The 24,570-nt window shown below is 25.6% G+C and carries 11 protein-coding genes; 7 read left to right on the forward strand and 4 right to left on the reverse strand.

The window, feature by feature from the left end:
* Positions 1 to 41: 41 nt before the first annotated feature.
* Positions 42 to 6,632 (reverse strand): SGNH/GDSL hydrolase family protein, encoded by a 6,591-nt coding sequence (locus NV226_RS01900; RefSeq protein WP_258210642.1) that lies wholly within the window; start codon positions 6,630 to 6,632, stop codon positions 42 to 44.
* A 353-nt stretch (positions 6,633 to 6,985) separates the two neighbouring features.
* Here NV226_RS01900 and NV226_RS01905 point away from each other — a divergent pair, with 353 nt between their 5' ends.
* The gene (locus NV226_RS01905; protein ID WP_258210643.1) at positions 6,986 to 11,137 is read left to right on the forward strand and encodes a lipoprotein 17-related variable surface protein; all 4,152 of its coding nucleotides are present in this window, start codon (positions 6,986 to 6,988) and stop codon (positions 11,135 to 11,137) included.
* A gap of 76 nt (positions 11,138 to 11,213) precedes the next feature.
* On the opposite strand, the gene aspS is transcribed toward NV226_RS01905, so the two are convergent.
* From aspS to secDF, 3 genes are read right to left on the reverse strand one after another with little or no spacing between them, the layout of a single operon-like run.
* A complete protein-coding gene (gene aspS, locus NV226_RS01910; RefSeq protein ID WP_258210644.1) occupies positions 11,214 to 12,920 on the reverse strand; it encodes an aspartate--tRNA ligase in 1,707 nt (568 codons plus the stop codon).
* Positions 12,907 to 14,196 carry a histidine--tRNA ligase gene (gene hisS / locus NV226_RS01915; protein WP_258210645.1) on the reverse strand — a complete coding sequence of 430 codons (1,290 nt, stop codon included), beginning with the start codon at positions 14,194 to 14,196 and terminating at the stop codon, positions 12,907 to 12,909. Before hisS ends, aspS begins: the two co-directional genes overlap by 14 nt.
* Before the next feature lie 13 nt (positions 14,197 to 14,209).
* Positions 14,210 to 16,795 (reverse strand): protein translocase subunit SecDF, encoded by a 2,586-nt coding sequence (gene secDF / locus NV226_RS01920; protein ID WP_258210646.1) that lies wholly within the window; start codon positions 16,793 to 16,795, stop codon positions 14,210 to 14,212.
* Positions 16,796 to 17,091: 296 nt separating this feature from the next.
* Between secDF and NV226_RS01925 the strand changes: the two genes are divergently transcribed.
* The 6 genes from NV226_RS01925 to ruvB all read left to right on the forward strand — a co-directional run bounded on the left by NV226_RS01925 (position 17,092) and on the right by ruvB (position 24,546).
* Positions 17,092 to 17,694 carry a hypothetical protein gene (locus NV226_RS01925; protein WP_258210647.1) on the forward strand — a complete coding sequence of 201 codons (603 nt, stop codon included), beginning with the start codon at positions 17,092 to 17,094 and terminating at the stop codon, positions 17,692 to 17,694.
* 90 nt (positions 17,695 to 17,784) lie between these two features.
* A complete protein-coding gene (gene parE / locus NV226_RS01930; protein WP_258210648.1) occupies positions 17,785 to 19,707 on the forward strand; it encodes a DNA topoisomerase IV subunit B in 1,923 nt (640 codons plus the stop codon).
* A gap of 11 nt (positions 19,708 to 19,718) precedes the next feature.
* Positions 19,719 to 22,298: a DNA topoisomerase IV subunit A gene (parC, locus tag NV226_RS01935; protein ID WP_258210649.1), complete on the forward strand. Its 2,580-nt coding sequence runs from the start codon at positions 19,719 to 19,721 to the stop codon at positions 22,296 to 22,298.
* A gap of 35 nt (positions 22,299 to 22,333) precedes the next feature.
* Positions 22,334 to 22,888: an inorganic diphosphatase gene (locus NV226_RS01940; RefSeq protein ID WP_258210650.1), complete on the forward strand. Its 555-nt coding sequence runs from the start codon at positions 22,334 to 22,336 to the stop codon at positions 22,886 to 22,888.
* A gap of 118 nt (positions 22,889 to 23,006) precedes the next feature.
* A complete protein-coding gene (gene ruvA, locus NV226_RS01945; RefSeq protein ID WP_258210651.1) occupies positions 23,007 to 23,606 on the forward strand; it encodes a Holliday junction branch migration protein RuvA in 600 nt (199 codons plus the stop codon).
* Complete coding sequence (gene ruvB / locus NV226_RS01950; RefSeq protein ID WP_258210652.1) at positions 23,584 to 24,546, forward strand: Holliday junction branch migration DNA helicase RuvB; 963 nt, start codon at positions 23,584 to 23,586, stop codon at positions 24,544 to 24,546. The genes ruvA and ruvB overlap by 23 nt, the downstream gene beginning before the upstream one ends.
* The last annotated feature ends 24 nt before the right edge of the window (positions 24,547 to 24,570 follow it).

The following is a 24,570-nucleotide window of genomic DNA, read 5'->3' on the forward strand; positions in this document are numbered from 1 at the left end:
TCCTTTAAAAAAACACATATGAAAATGTGTTTTTTATTATTTTAATTATCGCTGTGACCTTGTTTAATATAACGCATAATTGTGTGTTTGATTGTTTCACTATTTCTATGACGATTCATATTACTTTTGTCACTTCCATCATAATAATAAATCATTCATAGTAAATCATTTTTACCATAATCATCATATGTAGGGAATACGTAACGTCATCTTCATCAATTATATTTTCCCCGATTACCGAAAATGTGGTCAGCTAAAGTAGTGCTTGTTGAGCTTTTTAAATATTCAAATAATTGGCCTTCAACAGTTGTATTAGTTATATTTCAGAAAATTAATTTATCTGAACTTTCACGAATGTATGTTTCTCATGCATATCATAAAGCTGAAGCAGCAATTCGATAAATCGCTTTATAATAAACATTATTTTTATCAAATTCATTTTTTTTATTTGATTTTGTTTTATTATATTCCTCAAATAATTTTTTGTAAATGTGTTTTAAAGATCCAGTTAAATCAACTCCGCCACCATTACCAGATCCGCCACTAGTTAATTTACCACTTAATGCATCTTTTAAAGCACTAAGTCATGTTAATTTAGTTCGTTTATTTTTATCAGGATCTTTATTAATATTATTTAATCCAAAAAATAGCGGATGATCTGTAGCAGTAGCTTGATCTATATTAGCTGGTAAAGGAGAATATTCAAATACATAATTAATTAAGTTAGCAAATCCTTTAACAGGAATTTTATTATTATCAATTAGTTTTCCTAAACCGATTACACCATCCATATTAGTTAAATCCAATGCTTCTAATGCTTTAACTAATCTATTTATACCGTCTTCAGTTGTAAATGTTTTTAATTTTAATTCTCTAAATAATTTAAAGAATTCCTTTTTAATCTTATCTCATTGTGGAATTTCTTTTAGAGATTTTTTTGCTCCTGTAAGAAGTTCATGAATTGTTGAACGGTAATCATTTGTTTTATTATTTGGAATTTTTAATTTCAGTTTAGCTATTAAAATTTCTGCTACTAAATTAGATGTTGGTTTTAATTCTAAAATTCCTTGAAAGACTGAATCTATATTATTTTCAATTGCTTTAATTTCATTTTCACTGAAAAATGTATCAATAAATTCAGTGGCATCTTTTGCTTTTGCATAATCATTATTTCTTTGGAAAATATCTTTTACAAATTTATTAATTGTATCTTTGATAAAAGTATTTTTAAATGAATAATCTAACAATGCATCAACAAATTCCCCGGTAACTTGTTCATTTGTTTCTAATGATGTTGTCATTTTAGCTACTAAAAATTCTTTAGCTTTAGCTTTCACAAATGAATTAATATTTGTATTACCTAGAAGTTGATCAACTAAATTTTTAAATATAGATTCTAATTTAGTTTTATTTTTTATAACTTTTTCAGCTTCTCCGGTAGCTTGATCGATGTATTTTGATTTTAAAATTTTTGAAATAATTTCAAATGCTCTGTTTTGATTTGCAGTAGTTTTATCTGTTGATTTGGCTGGAGATGTAGGAGTTGTTGCAATTGCTGCAGCTGCTAAACCAAAAAATTCTTCTAGTTTTGTATTTGGTAGTTTTAAAATAAAACTATTGATAAATGCATTGATTTGTCCAGCACTTAATTCATCTCATTCGATAATTTCTAATAAAGAAATTAATATTTCTTCATCAAATTTTAATAAATCTCTTAGTTTTTGTTCAAGTTCTTCTTTATTTGAAGTTCCTTCGATGATTGTTTCTAGATTTTCTTCTAAGAATTTTTGAACTTTATCAATTAATTCTTTATAGAAGCTAGTTGAACTAAATTTACTTAAAATTGTTGAAACAACCTGTTTATTTGTGCTGATTTCACTTTCTGTTAAATTTTGGGAAATATCTAGATAAATTTTTAAAGTTTTTTCTAATAAGATATAAAGTTTGTCAGAAATTCCTGAAGATTTTAAGAAGTTATCAACTATTTTTTGTAGTGAATCAAATAAATCATCTTTATTTGCATTATAAAATTTAACTAAAAATTTAGACCATGAACTAATTTCATCAGTTGAATATTGTTTTCTTTCTTTAACTAAATTTTCAATTGCTTTTTTAACAACACTTGAAATTTCTGAATCATTTAAAAGTGTTGAAGCTGCTTCACTTACAAAGTCTTTATATTCATCTTTTAGTGATTCAAATTTTGGATAAGCTTTGAATGCTCCATCTAATAATTTTGGTGAAGCATCAGTTAAGTTTTTAACAATATTTTGATATAAAGAATTTGAAGAATCAAATAATTTATCAGTCAATGCTTTGGCAATATCAATTAATTTTGTTTCTGCTTCACTGCTTAATTCTTCTTTAAATAAGGCTTGAACAATTTTTAAACTATCTGCTAATTTATTAGAATTTTTGCCTGTTTTTTCTGCAGCAGCCACTACTTGTGGTTTAATCAGTGAAACTAAATCAATTTCACCTAAAATAGCATTAAGTAAGTTTGTTCATAATTCTTTGTCAATGGCTTCTATTTCTAGAAGTTTCATTAATTTTCCATAAGACTGATAATTTGTATAATCAAATACTTCTTTAATTTTGTTTAACAGAATGTCTTTGTCACCATCAATTAAAGCTGCGACAAAACTTTCTTCTTTTAATGAATCTAATAATTTGTTTAGAAGTTCATTATATAGTGAAAAGGAATTAATATTTCCAATAAATTTATCAATAAATTTATTAACTGCTTCTTTATTTTCTGTATTTACATCTTCATATTTTTTTGAAGGACTTAATTGTTTAAAAATAATTTTTGAAATTTGTTCTTTTACTTTTGTTGAAGTTATAAAGAATTCAATAAATTTCTTAATTTCAGCATTTAAAGTTTCTGATTCATTTTGGAAAATTGTCGCAATTAACCCTGCTACAGATGTGAATTTTTCAACTTTTTGGTTTCTACCTAAAATTGCTTTAATTCCTGTATCTATAATTTTGTAAATTGAATCATTATCAATTAATGATTGATATAAATCTTCAATAAGTGTTTTTGTATCTTGTTCAGTAAATAGTAATGCTTTTTGTAAATCTGAACCTAATAATTTTTCAATTTGTTGCGTAATTATTGATTTAATGTTAGCTTGAGGTAATGCTTTTTGTAAAATTTGTTTTACAATTTCACGTGCTTTTACAACATTAGCATCAACTATTGCTTGACGTTGTGGTTGATCATGTGCATTAAAAGTTTTTGAAGATACAAAATGATTTAGAATAAATAAAAATTGTTGTTCAATATTTGCTTGAGAATTGCTAGTTTTTACTTCATCACTTGTCTTATCTGTTTCAGCATTTTCTGTACCAATTAGTGCTTCAATTTTTTCTATTGAAATAAATTCTGATAAAAATCCAAATGCTTTGGCAAAATCTTCTGGAGCTAAAGCTTTGATTTCAATTGTTTCAATGATAACTTTTAGAATTGTTTCAACATTAATACTGAAATCTTGGAATTTTTCTGCAAATGATTCAACTTTTTTTCAATCTCCAGCTAAAATACTTTCAATATTTTTGTCTAAGTAAGTTAATAAAGTTTCTAAAGCATCTTTAAAGTAAGTTAGTGAAGGTATATTTGGTAAAAATTTAACAATGAAGTTTTTAAAGTCATTTTTCTTTGATTCACTAGCGTTTAATGCTTCTGGTAATAATATTTTGTCAATAGCAAAACCAAATACAATTTCAGATATTACTTTATTTGATTGATCATTTTTTAAAAATTCACCAATAATATTTCCAATAGCAGTTTTTAAATTTTCAATATTATTATTTACTAAAATTTTAATAAATTGTGAGATGTCTTTGACGGTTTTATATTGTTCTTTATTTTTAATAATATCTCTTAAAAATGAAGATAATAATTGATTTAAATTATCTGATTTAAATGCTGTAAATAAAAATTCAGAAATAATGGTTTTGATATTTTTACTATTTTCAGCAATTACTGGAGAAGAAATATTTTGTTCTAAATAAATTAATGCATTAGATGAAAACTGTTCTGCAACTAATTTTAAAATAGGGTCAAAAGAATCACCTTTAGTAAAGAAGTCTAAAATAGAATTAAAAATTAGTTGAAGTTTATTATGGTCGCTTGTAGTTAATTTATCATTTAGTAAAACATCATTTAATAAAGTAATAAAATTTAATCCTGAATTAGCATTTCCTATTTCTGAAAATGTTGAAATTAAAGAAGTTAGATCTATTTTAGATAAAACAATTTTGATTAAATCTGAAATTTCTCTGTTAGAAAAATCTTTATCAAGAATAATTTCTAAGAAATCTTGAAAGTTTTCTTTTTTATTAATATCAATAAAATTTAGTAAATTAAAACTGGCATTAGTTTCATTTTGGAAGTTATTTAAAATTATTCGATTTGTATCTTGATCTATAAATTTATCAATAATTTGATTTTTAATGTTTTTGTAAATTGAAAGATTTGGTAGTTTTACTAATATTTTACTAATAAAACTACTAATTTTTTCACGACTGTAAAGATCATGGTTGGTTATTTTTAATTTATTAAAAATAAGTAATTCTAAAGCTTTCTGTAAGGCATTAACATTAGTTTGTGATTTTAAAAATTCATTTAAAATTTCATCCACACTTGCAGAAATAGTAGATTTATTTAAACTAACAAACTCACTCAACATTTTTTCTAATGAAGGTTGACTTGTGTAGTGTTCTTTTCTAATAAATAAGTCTTCTACTAAATTAGAAATAAATGCTTTTAGGGCAACATTTTCTTTTAAACTACTTGTAATAGTATCAAAACTTTGAGTTAAGATTTGATGCTCTGCAATATTAAAGGAACTACTTGTTAAAGGTAAAAATTGCGAAATAATTAATTTGTCATTAATAAATTCTCGCACAATATCTTTAATAAATTGTTTGGCTTCAGTTGGATTTGTAGAAAATAATTCTGAATTTAAAATTTCTTTTACTAAAATGAAAACATTTTCATTGTTAAAAATATTTTTTCTCACAACACTTGCAAGAGTATGTGAACTAATTTCATTTTGATTTAAGTTATCTAAATCTTTTTCAATTCCTTTAAATACTTTATCAATATATAAAGAACTAGCAAATGAACGAGCAATTTTAAAGAAATTGCTTACACCATCTGCATCTTTTTTTTGTAGGAAATTATATATTTTGCTATCTTTATCAAAATTTCATGATTCTAAGATAGACATCATTGGTTTTATTAATGAGTTTATATTATTTTTATTAGCTTCAATAAAGTTAATCATAATTTTTGAAACACTAGAATTTTTAATTGATTCTAAAATTTCTGGTTTACTTTCTAGATCTGAATCTTCTCAAAGCTTTAAAGCATTTGAACTACCAATAACTTTTTGAACTAATTCTTTATTATTTACACCATTAAACTCAATTTGATGTTGAAAAGAATCTTTGTCTTTAACAAAGTAATTATAATCTCAATTTTTTACTAAGGCATTAGCTGCTAAAAAATTATGCTCTGTAGCATATTTTCCACCTAAAGATATTTTTAACAAAATATCTTGAGCCATTTTTTTATACCCTTTAGCAGTTGGGTGGATATCTAAAAACATTTTAGATAACTTGCTTGAATCTTTTTCTCAATCATTTTCATCATATGTACTAATATAATTAGCATCATTATCTTGAGCTACTTTTTTGATTGTTTCATTTAAAGTTTTTAAAATAAAATTAGAAAAAGTTTGTCCTTCAACTTTAGCGAAATTTGCATCAATTATTTTCGCTAATCTTAGAAGTGGTTTTGGATAACCAATAAAATTAATATTTCCATTTGGATTTAATTTTTTTGCTAATTTTGCTAATTTATCTAAATTAATTTTTAATTCAGCAATTAAAGAATTAAATTTAGCAACAACTTCTTGTAGCTTTTCTGCTTTCAGTTTTTTGGATGAATTTTTATCAGTTGCTAAAAGATAAATTTCATGTCATGGTAATTGCATGATGATATCATTAGCACCCAAAGAAATTGTTAATAAATTAGCTTCTTTAAATTTATTTTGGAAATTTAAAAGATCATCTTTATTTTTAATACCAAATTCTTTGAATTGTTCAACAACTCTACCTTTATATATATTATTTTGATTTTTATCTAAATTTAATAGTAAATCAAAATATTGTCTTTCATTTGTCACATCATAATCAGAATTGGGTTCACCTAATAAATATAGCCAATCAACTACTCTAGTACCTGATAAGGCAAAGTTTTCAAAAGTTCCCAGTTTACCTGGTTGTACTTGCTGGATCATTTCAGCAAGAAAAGCAGGATATGATAATCCTGAAATATTGCCATCTTTATCAACTTGGCCAGGAGCTTCTGAACCTAATTCGGTATTAAAACCCGCGGCAATAGAATCACCAAGAGCAATGTAATTTACTTTATCAGTAATCAAATGTTCATTTTTCAAAACAAAAGATGTGCTTTCTGAAGTGTTTATTGACTGTAATTTTTCATTTTTATCTGAGTTTTTACTTGCTGATAGAGCGAAGTAAGTAGAAAGTGAAATCACTGATACTCCCAATGCTCCCAAGCCCATAAACATTTTCTTCATTGAATTTTTTGTTTTCATAATTTACCTTTCTGAAACTAATAAATTCTTTTAAAAATTAAATCTAATTTTACCATTTTTTAAAATAAAAGAAAAATTTTAAAAACGGGCTATAAATCAGCATTTTTTGAAGTTTTTGATTTTTAATACGATTTTAAAAATAATTATATTGATTTAAAATTTTCATTTTTTACCTTAAATTAAATACTATTTATAATAAGTTATATCTAGAAATTTTAATATTTATTTTCGCAACCACTTTGAATATTTTTAATCTTTTATTGGAAGTATGCGGATATTTTTAGCTTTTTTTGCAGCATTTTATAAAAAAAAAAAAAAAGTTTTATAATTTATGAAACTTAAAGGATTTATTAATGAAAATGAATATTAAACAAAAAATTAATAAAAAAAAGTACTTGTGTGGACTAGTTTTAGTTGTTAGTCCTATTATATTAAGTGCTTGTGCAAGAACAGATACTTCAGTATATAATCCAGCTACTATTCCAGCAGAGGAAACTTCAAAAGAAGTGTCAAAATCTCAAGCAGAAAATCAGCTTCAACCTGATAAATCTAAAGAATCTAATAATTCTGAATCTAACACTGCAAATACCGAAAATAATCAAAATTTACCAAATTCTCAAGATAACTCAAATTCTGGTAATCCCCATTCAGGCGCTACATATAATCCAAATTCTAATAATTTTGATAACAAAGAAGAAAAAAATGGAAGCATTTCTGGTAACTCAGGTGGTTCTAATGAGGATTATGACTTTGTAGACAATTCTCGACCTGGTAGTTCTGATGAAAATACTGATTTTATAGATAGACCACAATCAGATAGTTCTGATGTTAATATTGTTCCTGATGATAATACCCAAAATGATAATAAACAGCCAAGTGGTTCAGGAAATGTTCAGCAACCAAGTAGTTCTGGAGCTGCTCAACAACCCAATAGTTCAGGAACAACTCAACAACCGAATAATTCTAATCCTCCTAAACAGCCAAGTGGTTCTGGAACAAATCATCAAGCAACTTTCACAAAACATAACAGTAATTTAGATGATAGTCCTGAAAATCTAAATTATTTATTAAATCAAATTAGTGCAGTTTACAATAATGGAACAAGTACCAAAGTATTACCATCAAAGATCAAAGAAAATCAAAAAGATGAAATTAAAAACTTCAGAATTAATCTGCCTAAACAAAGTTGAAGTGTTCAAAAATTAGAAATTTCAAGTACTGATGATTACAATGGTACTTTAACTCTAAAAATTGACATTAAAGGTTCAAATACGACATTACCATCTAAATTTATTACACTTAGTGGATTTGATAGTTACATTTTAGCATTAGCTCGTATTAAAACTACTTATGAATTAAATTTAGCAGGAAAAATCACACCGTTATCACAAACAAGAATCTCAAGTAGTGATTGAGGAGATATTTTAGAAAGAAGAATTTTAAGTTTCGTTAAATTTAATTTTGATGATCCATATAATTTAAAACCAAGGATTGAATTCACAAAAATTAATTCAATTAATACTAGTGAAAATAAATTAAATCTTAGTTTTAAATTAAAATATAAAGATAATAAAACATTTAATAGAACTTTAGAAATCAAAGGATTTGGAGACTCTGCTAATTCAAGTTCAGACTTTGATTTAAATAAATTAGCTAAAGGTGTTGTAATCACACGTGATTCACGTTACAATACTTATTTACCAAGTAATATTAATAGTAAAGATGAATTGAAAGAAAGTAGAATTTCAACTATATTAGAAGATAATAGTTCTTTTGAAATTCAAAATTCAAATGGACAAAATATTTCGAGCCATTTTGAGATACAATGGGAAACCAATCCTTTTTCTGAACTTAATGATGAAGAAGGTACAATCAAAGCTAGTTTTAAATTAAAAGATAAAAAGTCTGGAAAAACTTCTGACTTAACTTCTGTAGTTATCCGTGGTTTCTATTCTTATAAAACATTTTTAGCATCATATAAACCTTTTAAACCTAAACACACTTTTAATGGAGATAAAAATAAACTTCCTTCAGAAATGAATTTTCAAAATATTAAAAGTATGGTTAAATTTGAATATGGATCTGGAAATATAGAACAAAAAATCGAAAATGATAATCCTCAGTTAAAAGGGCTAAATCCAACTGTAGAAATGGATAATAAAGATTTAGTTTTCGATGATAAAGCAGGTACATTAAAAACTTCATATTTTATGTCACTAACTCATAATGGTAAAACATATACCGGTAATAAAAAAATATTAGTTCTATATGGTTTTGATAATATTTTTAATAGATTAATTAAAGATTCAAAAGTAACAATTAATAAACCAGCTAATGCTACCTCATTACCTGTTAGTCGTTTAAAAATTAATAACTTGACGTTCAGCGTAACAAATCCAAAATACAGTAATGTTACTGTCGAAAATAAACGTATTGTATTTAAAGATGAAACAAATGGATCAGTAGTCGTAGAATATCGATTAAAATACAATGATTTCTTTTCTCCATTTCAAACAACTGAAATTACAGGATTTAAAAAAGTTACACCTTTAACTTTCCCCAACAATACCAGTTCAATTAACAACAAAAATTATGAATTATTGACAACACTTCAAGATTTAACTAAAGATGAAAATGGATTTAATTACGACATATTTTATGTTGCAAAAAATTCAGAAAATAATGAATTTTTAAAAAGTTATCGAATTAATCAATCAATTTATGATAAACAATGAATTTTTAATAAAGCAAACAAAACATTTAGTTGAGCTTTTGACAAAAATTTAGTTGATGATATTTTTAAAACTGATGTTTCTGCAAAAAATAAAAAACTACTTTTATATATCGATGTTAGAGATAAAAAAGCAGCAATTGATCCAACAATAGCTTCAATGTATAATCCTACAAATGTTAATTACACTTTAAAAAATGGATCAACAACTAATATGCAAAAACAAAAACTACTTGAATATCAGGTTGGTTTAAAAATTAATTGAGATAAGTTGTTATCTGATAAAGAACTGTTAATTACTGATACACAATACTTTGATTTATATTTAAAATATGATCCAGAAACAGAACAAGTAAGAGTTTTATTAAAACAAAAAAGTGGAACAAATGCCAGAGAAATTACTGATGATTGATATGACGCTTATAAAAATAATAAAGTATTTTTACCTACATTAAATAATTTTATTAATGTTCAATTTAAAAGCAATAATTCCAATAATACAACTCTTGTTGCTTACAATGCTCCAGGTTCTTTAGAAACTTACAAAAGCACTTGACAAGAACAATATGATACAGCAATTCAATCTTCTGAAAATCGGGCACGTTTAAGAAGTATTATTTCTACATATGATCCAAATGACCCTTGAAAAATTAGTGTTAATGCCAATGATACAAGATTAAATGATCAATACTTTTTTAATGCTCCAGGTTTTCCAAGATATGAAAATGGTTATATTAGAGATTGAGATACAATCATCAACTATAATGACTTTCCATTAGCTCAAGAAAATAGAATGCGAACTTTTGGAACTAATGGATCATGAACAATGTTAAATAAAGTATTACCAAAAGATGATGACGATGAAAGATACTACGTAATTAGTAATGCTCACGTTACTTGATCAGGTAATATCCATGCATCATTTTCAAAAATTGGTAGTGAATATTTCACAAAAAGAAAAGATAGTGCTAGTTTAACAAAATATTTCTTTTTACCAGATACTGATAAAAATATAAAAATACCTTACTTGCAAGAATTTGAAAACTTTAATCAAATACCTACTGTATATGATGGTGAAATTGGTCCTAACCATTTTGACAAAGTTAATCAAGGTGCCATTACATTCGTAACAGATATTGCCATTGGTATTATTGATTTAAAACCTTTAAAAAAATATATAGTTGAAAAAATTAATGATGACAATAATTATAATTCTGAATTTGTTCAAAACTATTTATCAGTACTAAGTGACTTTAATAACTGAAAACATTTACCACCAATTCAAATGAATGAAACGTATAAAAATATGTTCACTCAAAGTAGTGGAATGTTTACCGGAATTCTAACTTCTAGTTATGCCAAAATTGGTTATGGTAATAGTAAATTTAGTCGTGTTTGAGCTTTAGGAAGTGTTCCAAATAATGCTGAATATATTTGAAAAAATAAAAGTAGTGAATCTTACTTAAGTGGTTGAAATGCTAGATTTTCAGGTGTCAATGAAATAGGTGGTGGCGATCAATTATTTGCAGGAGGATCTAGTGGTACTTCACTTACTGATTTTAACCGGACATTGTTTGGAATATTTTATGGAAAAATGGGTCCAACAATCCAATTAAGTCTTCCCCGTTCTTCTGTAATAAACCTTTTTGGTAATAGTAAAACAGGATTTAACCCTCTTGATTCAAATATTCCAAATAAAGATTTCTATAAAAAAGCAGTAGACAACTACAATACAAAATATGGTAAACATTATGGTAATAAAACTTTAAAATAAAATTGTTTTATACTAAAAAAACTTCTACAATATCTTTTAAAAAATGTAGAAGTTTTTTTATATTATTTTTTAATTTTTAAGCTTTTTTATCATCAATTTTAATGAAATATTCTGCGAGTTGTTGCTCAGATACAGCAGATGGTGAATTTAGCATTACGTTAATTCCTTTTGAGTTAACCGGGAAAGGAACAACTTCTCTGATTGATTCAACATTATTTAAAATCATAATTAAACGATCTATTCCAAAAGCAATTCCACCATGAGGAGGAACACCATATTCAAAAGCTTTTAGAAAAAATCCAAATTGCTTTTCTTGTTCTTCTTTTGACATTCCAAGAATTTCAAACATTTTTTGTTGTACATTTTTTTCGAAAATTCTAATTGAACCGCCACCTAGTTCAAAGCCATTTAGAACTAAATCATAAGCTTGTGCTTTTGCTAATAATGGTGTTTTTTCTTTTTCTGTACCTAAAAAACCTTCTTGGAACATAGTGAATGGATGATGCATTGCTGTGTATTTTTTAGTTTCTGCATCATATTCAAACATCGGTCAATTAACAACTCATAAAAATGCAAAAGTATTGTTATCAACTAAATTAAATAATTCTTTAATTTTAATTCTTACTGCCCCTAAAGCTTTTGTTGTATTTTCATATTGATCTGCGACAATGAAAAGTGTACCAGTTTGATAATTTTGCTTTTTAATGTAATTTTCTAATTTCATAAAACTTTTGATTTTAAATGAACTAGTAACAATTTTGCCATCTTCAATTATTAAATACAATAAATGATGAGCATTATTTTTTTTGGCTTCTTCTGCAATTATTTTAAACTCTTTTTTAGAAATTTCTTGATCTAAAAAAATCGTTTTAATTGATGGAAAATTAAATAAGAATTCTGTAGAATCTTCTAAATCAGTTGTTGCTTCTGTTAAAAGATGTTCATGGCGAATATCTGGCTTGTCAATTCCATACTTATCAATTGCTTCATCAAAATCCATAACAGGAAATTTATCACCAAGAGATAAATTTAATTTATGGAAAAGATGTTTATACATTTTTTCCATAAATTCCATAATTTCTTTTTGTGAACTAAAGGAAACTTCAATATCTAATTGAGTGAACTCGTATTGGCGATCTTTTCTTAAATCTTCATCACGAAAAACTCTTGCAAATTGATAATACTTTTCAAATCCTGATATCATCAAAATTTGTTTAAATAATTGAGGAGATTGAGGAAGAGCAAAAAAATGTCCTGCATTACGAGTTGTAACCAAAAAATCACGAGCTCCTTCTGGTGTTGATTTTGAAAGAATTGGAGTTTCAATGTCTAAAAAATCATTTTCATCTAAAAAATTTCTTAAAATATTTGTAACTTTATTTTTCAAAATAATATTACGCATAATTTTAGGGCGTCTTAAATCTAAAAAACGATATTCTAATCTTAAATCTTCATTAACATTAATATCATCTCTAATTTCAAAAGGTAAATCATTGCACTGAGATAAAATTTCATAATTTGAAACTAAAATTTCAATTTCTCCTGTAGCTAAATGAAGATTCTTTTCTTTTCTTTCTACAACTTTTCCTTGAACTTTTAATACATATTCTTTTCCAAAATCTAATTCAATGTTTTGAAAAACTAATTGCACTATTCCTGAGCGGTCTCTTAAATCAACAAAAATTAAATTTTTGAATTTTCTAAAATTATGAACTCAACCAAAAAGTTCAATTTCTTGATTGATATTTGATATGTTTAAATTATTGTTTTTATTTTTCTTCATTGATAATGTCCCTTAAAATTTGTTGATTTTCTTCATGTTGATTTATAGCTAATTTAATTACTTGTTTAAAATTTGTTGTAGTTGATTTAATTACATAAAAATCTTCTAATTGTTCTTTTTCTTTAAAAATAATAAAGTTAGCTAAATTTTGGGCAGTTTTAAAAGCTTTTTTAACTTTTTCAACGTTTTTAGTAACTTCTAATTGAAAATTACTATCTCTTAATTGCTTTGCCAGCAAAGTTTGTGATAATAATTCTTCTTCATTAAAAGCAGCTAAATAAAAATCTAATTTTTTATTTAATTCAGGATAAGAAATAATTTGATAATTAATAATTTCCATCATTCTTTCTACACCTGAACCAAAACCAATTGCAGAAATTTCAGGACCACCTAGTGAAGCAAATAATTTATTATAACGTCCACCACCAATAATTGTGCTTTGAGCTCCTAATCCAGGTGAATTTGATACAAATTCAAAAACAAGTTCATCATAATAATCAAGTCCACGAACAAGCGATAAATCATAATCATAAGAAATATTAAATTGTTCTAAAAGTGAAGTTATTTCTGTGAAATATTTTTTAGATTCTGGAGATAAAAATTCATTAATTTTCGGAGCATTGATAACAAAATCTTTTTTAGATTCAATTTTATCATCCAAAATTCTTAAAGGATTTTTTTCAAGTCTTAAAAGTGAAATTTCTTCTAATTGATCTTTATAGTTTGTTAAATATTCTCTTAAAACTTCTGTATATTTAAGACGAGTTTTTTCATTACCTAAACAATTAATTTTTAAAATATAATCGTTAATTTTTAATTCTTTTAAAAATTGTGATGCAAACAAAATAATTTCTACATCATTAAAAGCATTTTTTTCAGCTAAAAATTCAATTCCTGCTTGATAAAATTGTCTTTGACGACCTTTTTGAGGTTGTTCATAACGAAATGTAGGGCCAAAATAAAAATACTTTTGTATTGTATTATTATTTGTATAAAGTTTATTTTCAATAATTGCTCGTACTATAGGGGCTGTTCCTTCTGGTCTTAAAGCTAATTTACGTTTTGATTTATCTTCAAAAACATACATTTCTTTATTAACAATATCAGAAAATTCTCCAGAACTTCTCTGAAATAATTCTGCAGTTTCAAAAATTGGTGTTTCAATGTATTTAAAATTATATTTTTTTGCAACATTAAAAAAAATATTTTTAATAAAATTAAAAATATCTCCATTTAATCCATATAAATCTTTTGTACCTTTAGGTTTGTTGTACATAAATTAACCAGCCTTAAACTTGAAAATCATTAATTCCTTTGAATGTTTGTTCACGTATTTTTTGTGTTTTTCAATAATTTTTATCAATTCTTTTTTTCTTTCATTTATTTCTTAGTAATTCTAATTCAATTCATACTTGAGGAGCGATAAATAAAGAAGAAAATGTACCAAAAACTAAACCAAACATTAAAGCTAAATTAAAGTAAATATCTGTAGATTTTCTAAAAATAATCAAGACAATAACAGCGATTAAAGTTGTTAATGCTGTTAATAATGAACGCTTAATAATATTTTTAATTGAAGCATTTGCAATTTCTTTTAAAGTTTTTCGATCAAAAACTTCAATATGAGAATATTGTGTAATTGTCACTTCCTTAATTCGATCAAAAGTAACAATTGTATTATTGATTGAATAACCAATAATTGATAAAGCGGCTGCGATGAAAATTAATGAAAATTGTAATCTGAAAATTACAAATAAAATAACAACCATCACAATATCTTGTAATAAAGCCAAAATAGCAGCGATTGAGAAAGTTCATTTTAATGCAAATAGTGTATAAATAACTACAATTAATAATGAAATTGAAACTGCAAGTAAAGCATTTTTAACTAAGTTTTGGGCTTCAATTGATGAAACAGCATATGAAGTAAATTCAAAATTATTTCCGAATTGATCTTGAATTTGACTTTGAATTTGATTTCACTTATCAGTTAAATCTTGTGTTGTTTGAATTGAAATATTAAATAATGTTCCTTCAGCATTTACAGGAGAAATAGCAATTTGATTTGCAGAATTATCAACTCCATTATTAACTAAAAATTGGCTTATTTGATTTGCTAATTGTCCATTTATTGGATAAAACTCACTATTGTTTGATTCAATTAAAATGTTAGTTCCACCACTAAATTCAATGCTTTTTACAAACCCTCCAGCCGCATTTCCAGCCATAACTGAAAAAATGACATAAATAATGATTCCTAATAATAAGATAATTACAGGAACTAATAAATAAGATTTTGAATACTTAATATAATTTGGTCTTTCTAAAATTGGAACATAACCATTTTTAATTTTTTCTATATATTTGTGTTGTATACCTAATAAGCCTAAACGTTTATTAAAATATCCTGTTCTTATCAATAAAGTGCTTAACATTCTTGTAAATAATAAAGTAATAATTAATGTAAATAAAATAGACAAAATTAAAGTAATTGAAAATCCTTTAATATCACTTGTACCAAAATAAAATAGAATTACAGCAACTAAAAAAGTTGTGACATTTGAATTTAGAATTGTTCCCAAGGATAAATTATTAGATTTAGCTTGTGCTTTAAATAGCTTATTTCCACTGTAAAGCTCATTTTTAAGCCTTTCAAAAGTTAGTACATTGGCATCAACTGACATTCCCAGTCCAATCACTAAAGCAGCGATTGTTGCAGGTGAATATTCTCCACGCATAATAGTAAAGAATAATAAAGTTAAAAATACATATAAAGCTAATGAAATAGTTGAAAGCGCTCCTAATAATCCATAATTTGCAATCATAAAAATTGCAATTATAGAAAAAGCAATAATTCCAGCCATAATAGCTGCATCAAATGCTTCGGCGCCTAATTGTGCAGGAATAAAATTAGAACTTAAAAGTTTTAATGTATATTCTGCAGAACCATAATTTAAATTAAGCGCTAATTGTGCAGCTTCAGCTGCACTAAAATTTCCCGTAATTGTAAAAGTTGTCCCACTTAAAGCTTGTCTTACAGTAGCAGCTGAAAGCATATATTTTGAAGCATCAAAAACTTCTTTTTTTAATTCTGGTTTAAACTCTTGTTCTTTACCATCGATTGTTTCTTTATAAGTTTGTGGCTTTTCTTTGATATAAACAAAATTATAAGGATTGTGTCCTGCATTTGCTCATTCTTGAGGATATTGTTCTTCAGCCATTTTGATTAATTCTTTTAAATTTAATCACATGACTAATACAGGAGCATTGCTTCTTGAAATATAATCTGTTGCTTTTGATCATTCAGCAGAAGCTATACTATCTTTTAATTCAATTAAAACTTCAGAAGTTCCCCGCGATTGTCCTGGTCTTGATGAAGCTCCACCAGGTTTTAACGGAGGAGCTCATGAAAATCCTGTTTCTGACAAGCTTCCGTTTGTGACAAACTTACCGTCATAAAATAAAGGACGACCATTAATATCTGTAATACTTAAATTTGGTTTATTGATAATTTCATTAATAAAATTTTGTTTCTCTTCATTAGTTGAAATTCCGTTTCTAGAAACTAAAATTTTCCCTTCGCCTTCTAGAGTAACTTTAGTTCCGTTTAGTGATGTTCCACCAGTTAAACGATCAGAAAGAGAAACCTGGACATTTTCAACAATTTTTTCATCAACTGGCTCACCATTTTGACCACTTACTTGAATCCTTGCTTCTGCTCCGCCACTAAACTCTACAGATTTATTAGGGTTTTTTGATACATAAGACACAGAACCTCAAGAAACTAGTCCAATAGTTAAAGAGATTGTTGATATTAAAATTAACAATCTCTTTCAATTATTCAATGTAAAAATACGTAAAAAAAACCTTTTCATAATAGATTTGAAATTATACACTAAAATACTTTTTTCTTACGATACTTACTATAGATACTAAATTAAACGAAACAAATTACCTATCTATATGATTTTAAAAAAATCATTAATATCTAATCAATTTCTTTGTCACATATAATCATCTTTTTAAAAATAGATTAATAGTTTTAAATACGTAAAAATAAAAAAATTATATTTTTCTGTATAAAAAATTAAATTTTTGAACTTTTTATAAAAAAATATTTTTTAAGAATATAATCATAAAATAGAAATAATAATTGAAAAAGAGGATAAATATGGCTTTAAATTTTCTATCAAAATTAACTTTACCACTTGTTACTTTTAATGAATTGGAACAACAACTAGGTCACTGACCAATTCTAATCGTTCATGAAGATAAAGAAAGACAAATTTACTACTATATAAGAACTAGAAATGCAAAAGTTTTAGGATTTAATCATATTAAACCTATTTATAAACATGAAGTAGTTTGAAACAAAACTGAAAATGAAATTTTATATTTCAATACAACAAGATTTTTTACCATTTATACTACAGATTTTAAACATGTTGATCCAAAAATTGTTTTTAAACTTGAAGATTTAGATCAATCAACACAGAAACAAATTTTAAAAAAATTTACAGAGAATTTAGATGAAAAAAAAATACATATTTCATTAATCAAAGTTTCATGAAATGAACAAAAACAAAAATTTGTTCCATATACCTGTTTTGCTACAGAAAAAATTTTAAAATTTCAATTAAAATTTTTTGAAGAAAATCAAAACCAAAATAAAATTTCGCAAATGAAATTACTAGCTGAAGATATTTTAGAAAATAGAAATTCTCAAAACTATTTAGAAATTAAAGAACTGGCAAAAAAAATAGAGATAAAATAACGAAAGAATTAAATAAAGGAATTGCAATTTAAACTTGTAATTCCTTTATTTAATTCTTTGAATTGTTTCGTTTTATATATAATTAAAAACATGTTTAAATACGATGCAAGTAGTTTAAAAATTTTAAAAGGATTGGAAGCTGTTAGAAAACGTCCAGGGATGTACATCGGTTCAACTGATGCCAACGGTTTACATCATTTAATTTGAGAAATTGTTGATAATGCTATCGATGAAGCTTTAGCAGGATATGCTAATGAAATTAGTGTTATTTTGAAAAAAGATGGTTCAGTAATTGTTGAGGATAATGGTAGAGGGATTCCTGTTGATAAGTATCATGATGGCAGAACAGGAGTTGAATTAATTTTTACAGAATTACATGCTGGTGGAAAATTTGAAGAAGGTGCTTACAAAACTTCTGGAGGATTACACGGTGTTGGTTCTTCTGTTGTTAATGCTTTATCAACTCGTTTAGAAGCTACAGTTTTTAAAGATGGTAAAGAATATCAAACTTTTTTTGAAGGTGAAAATATAATTTTACCAACAAGAAAAATAGGAAATACACAAAAAAAAGGAACAAAAATTCAATTTTGACCTAATTATGAAATTTTTAAAAAATCAAAATTTTCTTATGAAATCATTAGTGAAAGATTAAGAGAATCATCATTTTTGATTAGTAACTTAAAAATTGTTTTAAAGGATGAAAATAGTGAACAAAAGGAAGAGTTTGAATACCAAGATGGAATTAAAAACTTTGTAAGTTTTATCAATATTAATAAAACTCCAATCAATAAAGAAGTTGTAGCTTTTTCAACTCAAAAAGATAAAATTGCAATTGATTTTGGATTTCAATATACAGATACATATAGTGAAACTATTTTATCATTTGTTAACAATGTTAAAACCCGCGAAGGGGGAACACATGAAACAGCTGCTAAAACCGCTTTTACGAAAATATTTAATGAATATGCAACAGAAAAAGGAATTTTAAAAAACAAGACAAGTTTTGAAGGTCCTGATGTTCGTGAAGGATTGACATTAATTATTTCTTTAAAAATTCATGAGTCTATTTTAGAATTTGTTGGTCAAACTAAAGATAAACTTGGAACACCTGAAGCTAAAAATGTAGTTGAAGATTTTATTTATCAACAACTAAAATTTTGACTAATTGAAAATAAAAGTGAAGCCCAAAAAATTCTTGAAAAAATCAAAAAATCATTCGAATCAAGAAATGCAGCTAAAAAAGCTAGAATAGAATCATTAAAAACTAAAAATGCTTTAAATGAAAAAAAGATTTTATCAGGAAAATTAACTCCTGCTCAAAGCAAAAAACCTGCAGAAAGAGAATTATTTTTGGTAGAAGGTGATTCTGCTGGTGGTTCAGCTAAATCAGGAAGAGATCGAAAATATCAAGCAATTTTACCTTTAAAAGGTAAAGTTATTAATACCGAAAAAACTCGTTTATTAGAAATTTTAAGAAATGAAGAAATTTCCACAATTATTAATGCTATTGGTGCTGGTGTAGGTAATGATTTTGATATTAAAAATGCCCAATATCACAAAATAATTATTATGACTGATGCTGATACTGATGGTGCCCATATTCAAATTTTACTTTTAACATTTTTATTTAGATATATGCGTCCTTTAATTGAAAATGGGATGGTTTATATTGCTCAACCACCCTTATTCAAATTATCTAAAAAGAAAAATAATAAAATAGAAACTACCTATATTTGAGATGAGGAAGAACTAAAAGAATTTCAAAAAACTAATAATGGATATGAAATTCAAAGATATAAAGGACTTGGAGAAATGAATGCTGCTCAATTATGAGAAACAACAATGGATCCCAACAAAAGAACTTTAATTAAAGTATTAATTGAAGATGCTGCAATTGTTGAAAGAAGAGTTTCAACTTTAATGGGTGATAAAGTAGAACCTAGAAAAAATTGAATTATTAAAAACGTAGAATTTACTATGGAAGATGATTTTCAAATTAGTAATAAAAACTAGAGAGGTTATGAATGACAGAAAAAAATAGTAATAAATTTTTATTAAAGTCACTTGATAACATCATGGCCGATCGATTTGGAAGATATTCAAAATATATTATTCAACAAAGAGCTTTACCAGATGCACGAGATGGCTTAAAACCAGTGCAAAGAAGAATACTTTACTCGATGTGAGAGTCAGGCTTTAAAGCTGACAAAAAATTTAATAAATCAGCTAAAATCGTCGGGGATGTTATGGGTAAATATCACCCCCATGGTGATTCTTCTATTTATGAAGCTTTAGTGCGTTTATCTCAAGAATGAAAAACTAATGTACCACTTGTTGAAATGCATGGAAACAATGGATCAATTGATGATGACCCTGCAGCTGCAATGCGTTACACGGAAACTCGTTTAGAAAAAATTACTGCTTTAATGCTTGAAGGTGTAGAAAAAAACATTGTACCTTTTGCTCCTAATTTTGATGATTCTGAAAAAGAACCCACAGTTTTACCTGCTTTAATTCCTAATCTGCTAATGAATGGGACCAAAGGAATTGCTTCGGGGTTTGCCACTGAAATTCCTCCTCATAATTTAGGTGAAATTTTAGATGCTGCAATTGCTAAAATCAAAAATCCGACAATTTCTTTACCAAAATTAATGACTTATATAAAAGGACCTGATTTTCCTACTGGCGGAACAATTTATGGTGGTAGGGGAATTTATGAAGCTTTTGAAGAGGGTCAAGGAAGAATTTCTCTGGTTTCAAAATATCAAATAAAAACAGATAAAAATAAAAAATATATAGAAATTACAGAAATTCCATATGGTGTTATTAAAGCTAAATTAGTTCATGATATTGATGAAATTCGTTTTGAAAAAAAAATTTCAGGAATTAAAGATGTAATTGATCAAACTTCTCGTGAAGGAATATCAATTGTAATTGAATTAGAAAATGAAGCAAATGCTGAAGCTGTAGCAAATTATTTATTACAAAAAACTGAAATGCAAATTTACTATTCTTATAATGCAATAGCAATTGAAAATTATGCACCCAAATTAATGAATTTACACAACTTATTGGATGCTTATTTAAATCATCTTAAAGATATTAAAACAAAAGAATTAAAGTATGATCAAGAAAAATTTCAAAATAAATTAGAAATTGTTCAAGGTTTTATTAAAGTCGCAAGTATCACAGAACAAGTAATTAAAGTCATTCAAGAAAGTGATAATTCTAAAAAAGGTGTGGTACAAGCTTTAATTGAAAACTTCAATTTCACAGAAAATCAAGCAAATGCTATTGCTGAATTAAAGCTTTATCGCTTATCAAAAGTTGATCAATCAATTTACCAGCAAGAATTACAAGATTTAGAAGCTAAAATTGCTTTTAATAAAAAACTATTAAATTCAGAAGATGAATTTAATGCTTTTTTAATTGATTTATTGCAAAATATTAAAAAACAATTTGCTACTCCCAGAAAAAGTGTAATTGTTGATGAAGAACTAAAAATTAATGTCAATACAGAATCATTAATCAAAAATGAAGAAATTTATTTAGGAATTTCTGAGAAGGGTTACATTAAAAGATTTAGTATTAAAGTATTTGACTCAAACGATTTGCAAAATTATAAATTAAAAGAAACAGATAAATTAATTTATTTACAAAAAATTTCTACTATAGATAAATTATTAATATTTAATTCTTCTGGTACTTATGTTTTTTTACCAGTGCACAAAATTTTAGAAAGTAAATGAAAAGATTTAGGAATTCATATTAATAATTTTGCTGCAATTAATGCTAATGCTAAAATTGTTAGCATTATTAATGTTAATTCATTCGAAACGAATGCTTATCTCTCTTTGGTAACTAAAAAGGGGATTGCTAAAAGAGTTTTAATTAAAGATTTTGAAACTAATAGAATTTCTAAAGCAATTAGTTCTATTAAATTTAAACAACCAGATGATGAGTTAATTGGAGTAAAAATTTCTAACGGTTTAGAAGATATTATTATTGTAAATAATGATGGAAAAGCTGTACGTTTCAGTGAAAATGATTTACCAATTTATAATACCAATTCTTCAGGAATAAAAGCTATTTCACTTTATGATAATTCTTATGTTGTTGGTTTTGTATTAGCTAATAATGAAGACAAAATATTAATCGGTACAGAAAATGCTAAATTTAAAAAAATGCATGTTAATAACATTTTATATTCTGCAAGAGCAAATCAAGGGAAAAATATTTTTATACAACAAAAAAATCAAAAAATGCAAATTTCCTTTATTGAAAAAATATCTAATTCAGAATTAGATATTTGATGTTTTCTGCAAGAAGGAATTGAGCAATATCCAGTCAAGGAATTAAATTATGCTAAAATTGATGAAGGTTTTAGTAAATCTAAAGTTGAATATTCAATAAGTACTAAATTAAATATAATACAACGAATTGACACTAAAGATTCATACTGAAAATCATTTAATAGAGAAAAAATAGATGAAATAGTCAATAAAAATCATCAATTAATTAATGATACTTTTGATCAATTAGAAGAAAAATTGCAAAAAGTTGATGAATTAGATATTAATTATTTGCTAAAAAAAATTAAGTAAAATTAAATTAGTAATTTATTTTTTAGGAGGGAAAAATGTCAAAAATAGTTGAAGTTAATATTGAAATTTCAAAAAATTCAAATATTAAATACGAATTTAATCGTGCAAAAAATAAAATTGTTGTAGACCGTATTTTAAGGGATGGATTTAGATATCCTGCAAACTATGGATATTTACAAGAAGCTTTAGATTGAGATGGAGATGAGCTAGATGTTTTGGTTTATTCTGATGAAACTTTCATGCCAGGAACAGCACTAAAAGCTAGAATTATTGGAGCTATGAAGATGATTGATGATGGTGAAACTGATACTAAATTAATTGCAGTTCACGAAGATGATTATCGTTTAGCAAACATCAATTCTTTGGAAGATTTACCAAAAAGTTGATTAGATGAAGTAGAAAAATTCTTCTCCACATATAAAAACTGAAAACGTGAAGGAATCACCACTGTTTCAGGATTTGAGGGAATTGAATGAGCAATCAAAGAATATGAAGAATGTGTTGAATTAATGTCAGAATATGGAACCATACCAAAAAAAGAATTTATTGAAAAAATGATGCAACTGCATCCAGATAAATATCAAGCTTAATTTTAAAAATATACCATTATTATTTACTGGTATATTTTTTTTACAAATATTTTAAACAAAATTAAATTCTTTTTTTCTTTTGAAAATAAATTTTTACATTTATACAATGGAGGTAAATATGGAAATTTACAAACAAGGAAAAATTGTTCATAAGAATAAAAATTATTTAATTTTGGATTCAAACTACACAGGATGATTAATTTATGTTGCATTAATTGATAGATTTCAAAAAGAAGAATATAGAAAAATTTATATTTATAAACATGAAAATGACTACGCAAAAACTCTTTATGGTTTTGATTCATTTAAAGAAAAAATTCTTTTTGAAGATTTAATATCAATTGCAGGTATTGGGCCTAAAATAGCAATGTCAATTCTAGAAAACAACTGAGAAAATATAGTAAAAATTATTGCTAGTGGTGATTGAAATAAATTATCACAATTTAATTATGTTAGTGTTAAAAGCGCAAAACAAATTATTGTAGAGTTTCAACAAAAATATGAAAAGTTTTTAAAGAATGAAAATGTCAATCTGATTAAATTAGATGAAAAAAATATAAAAATTATGGGAGAATTAGAAATTACTTTAAAAACATTGGGTTTTTCTAAAAAACAAATTGATTATGCAATAAATAAAGTACAAGTAGATCAAAATGTTGAAATAATGATAGAAAATGCTATAAAACTAATTTCTGATGCAAGAGAATTTAGAACTTAGACCTAAAAGTTTTGAAGAGTTTATTGGTCAAGAAAAGATAATTAAAAGTTTAAAAGTATTAATTCACTCAGCAAATAAGCGAAAAAAGACAATAGATCACATTCTTTTTAATGGACCACCAGGTTTAGGAAAAACTACCCTGGCAAATTTAGTTGCTCAAGAAAATAAAGGTAATATTAAATTTGCTCAAGGTTCTTTAATTGAGAAAAAATCCGATATCCTAGCTATTTTTGCATCCTTAAAAAGTAAGGATATTTTATTTATAGATGAAATTCATTCTATAAATAAGAATGTTGAAGAACTAATTTATTCTGCAATGGAAGAAGGGGTTGTAGACATCCCTTTTGGTGTGGAAGGTGAGAAAAAAATAATAAGAATGAAATTACCTGATTTTTCTATTATTGGGGCGACAACAAAATTTCATAATATATCTAAACCATTAAAGGATAGATTTGGTTATATCGCAAATTTAATCAATTATAACAATGATGAAATCTTGAAAATTTTACAAAGAAGTTCAAAAATTTTAAATATTGAAATCAGTAATGAATTTTTAAGTGAAATTGCTAATAAAAATTTATTAATTCCAAGAAAGGCGAACAATACTTTAAAAAGAGTACGTGATTTTGCTCTATTTTACAAAACAAATATTGTTACTAAAGAAATCTTGAAAGAAACATTTGAAAGTTTAGGTTTATATCAATATGGTTTATCGAATCAACACATTATTTATTTAAATTTATTAGCAAGCGAATATGAAGAAAAATGAGTTTCAATTGATACAATTGCTAATAATTTATCAATATTAAAAACTAATTTACAGGAAAATATCGAGCCACTTTTGATAAAAAATAGCTTAATAGATAGAGGATCTAGAGGTAGAAAAATCACTACTAAAGGTATTAAATATATCCTCAATTACATTAGAAACAAAAATTAAAAAAAAAAAAAAAAACAGTTTTTT

This window comes from Mycoplasma iguanae (genome assembly GCF_024722375.1).
GTDB lineage: Bacteria > Bacillota_I > Bacilli_A > Mycoplasmatales > Metamycoplasmataceae > Mycoplasma_M > Mycoplasma_M iguanae.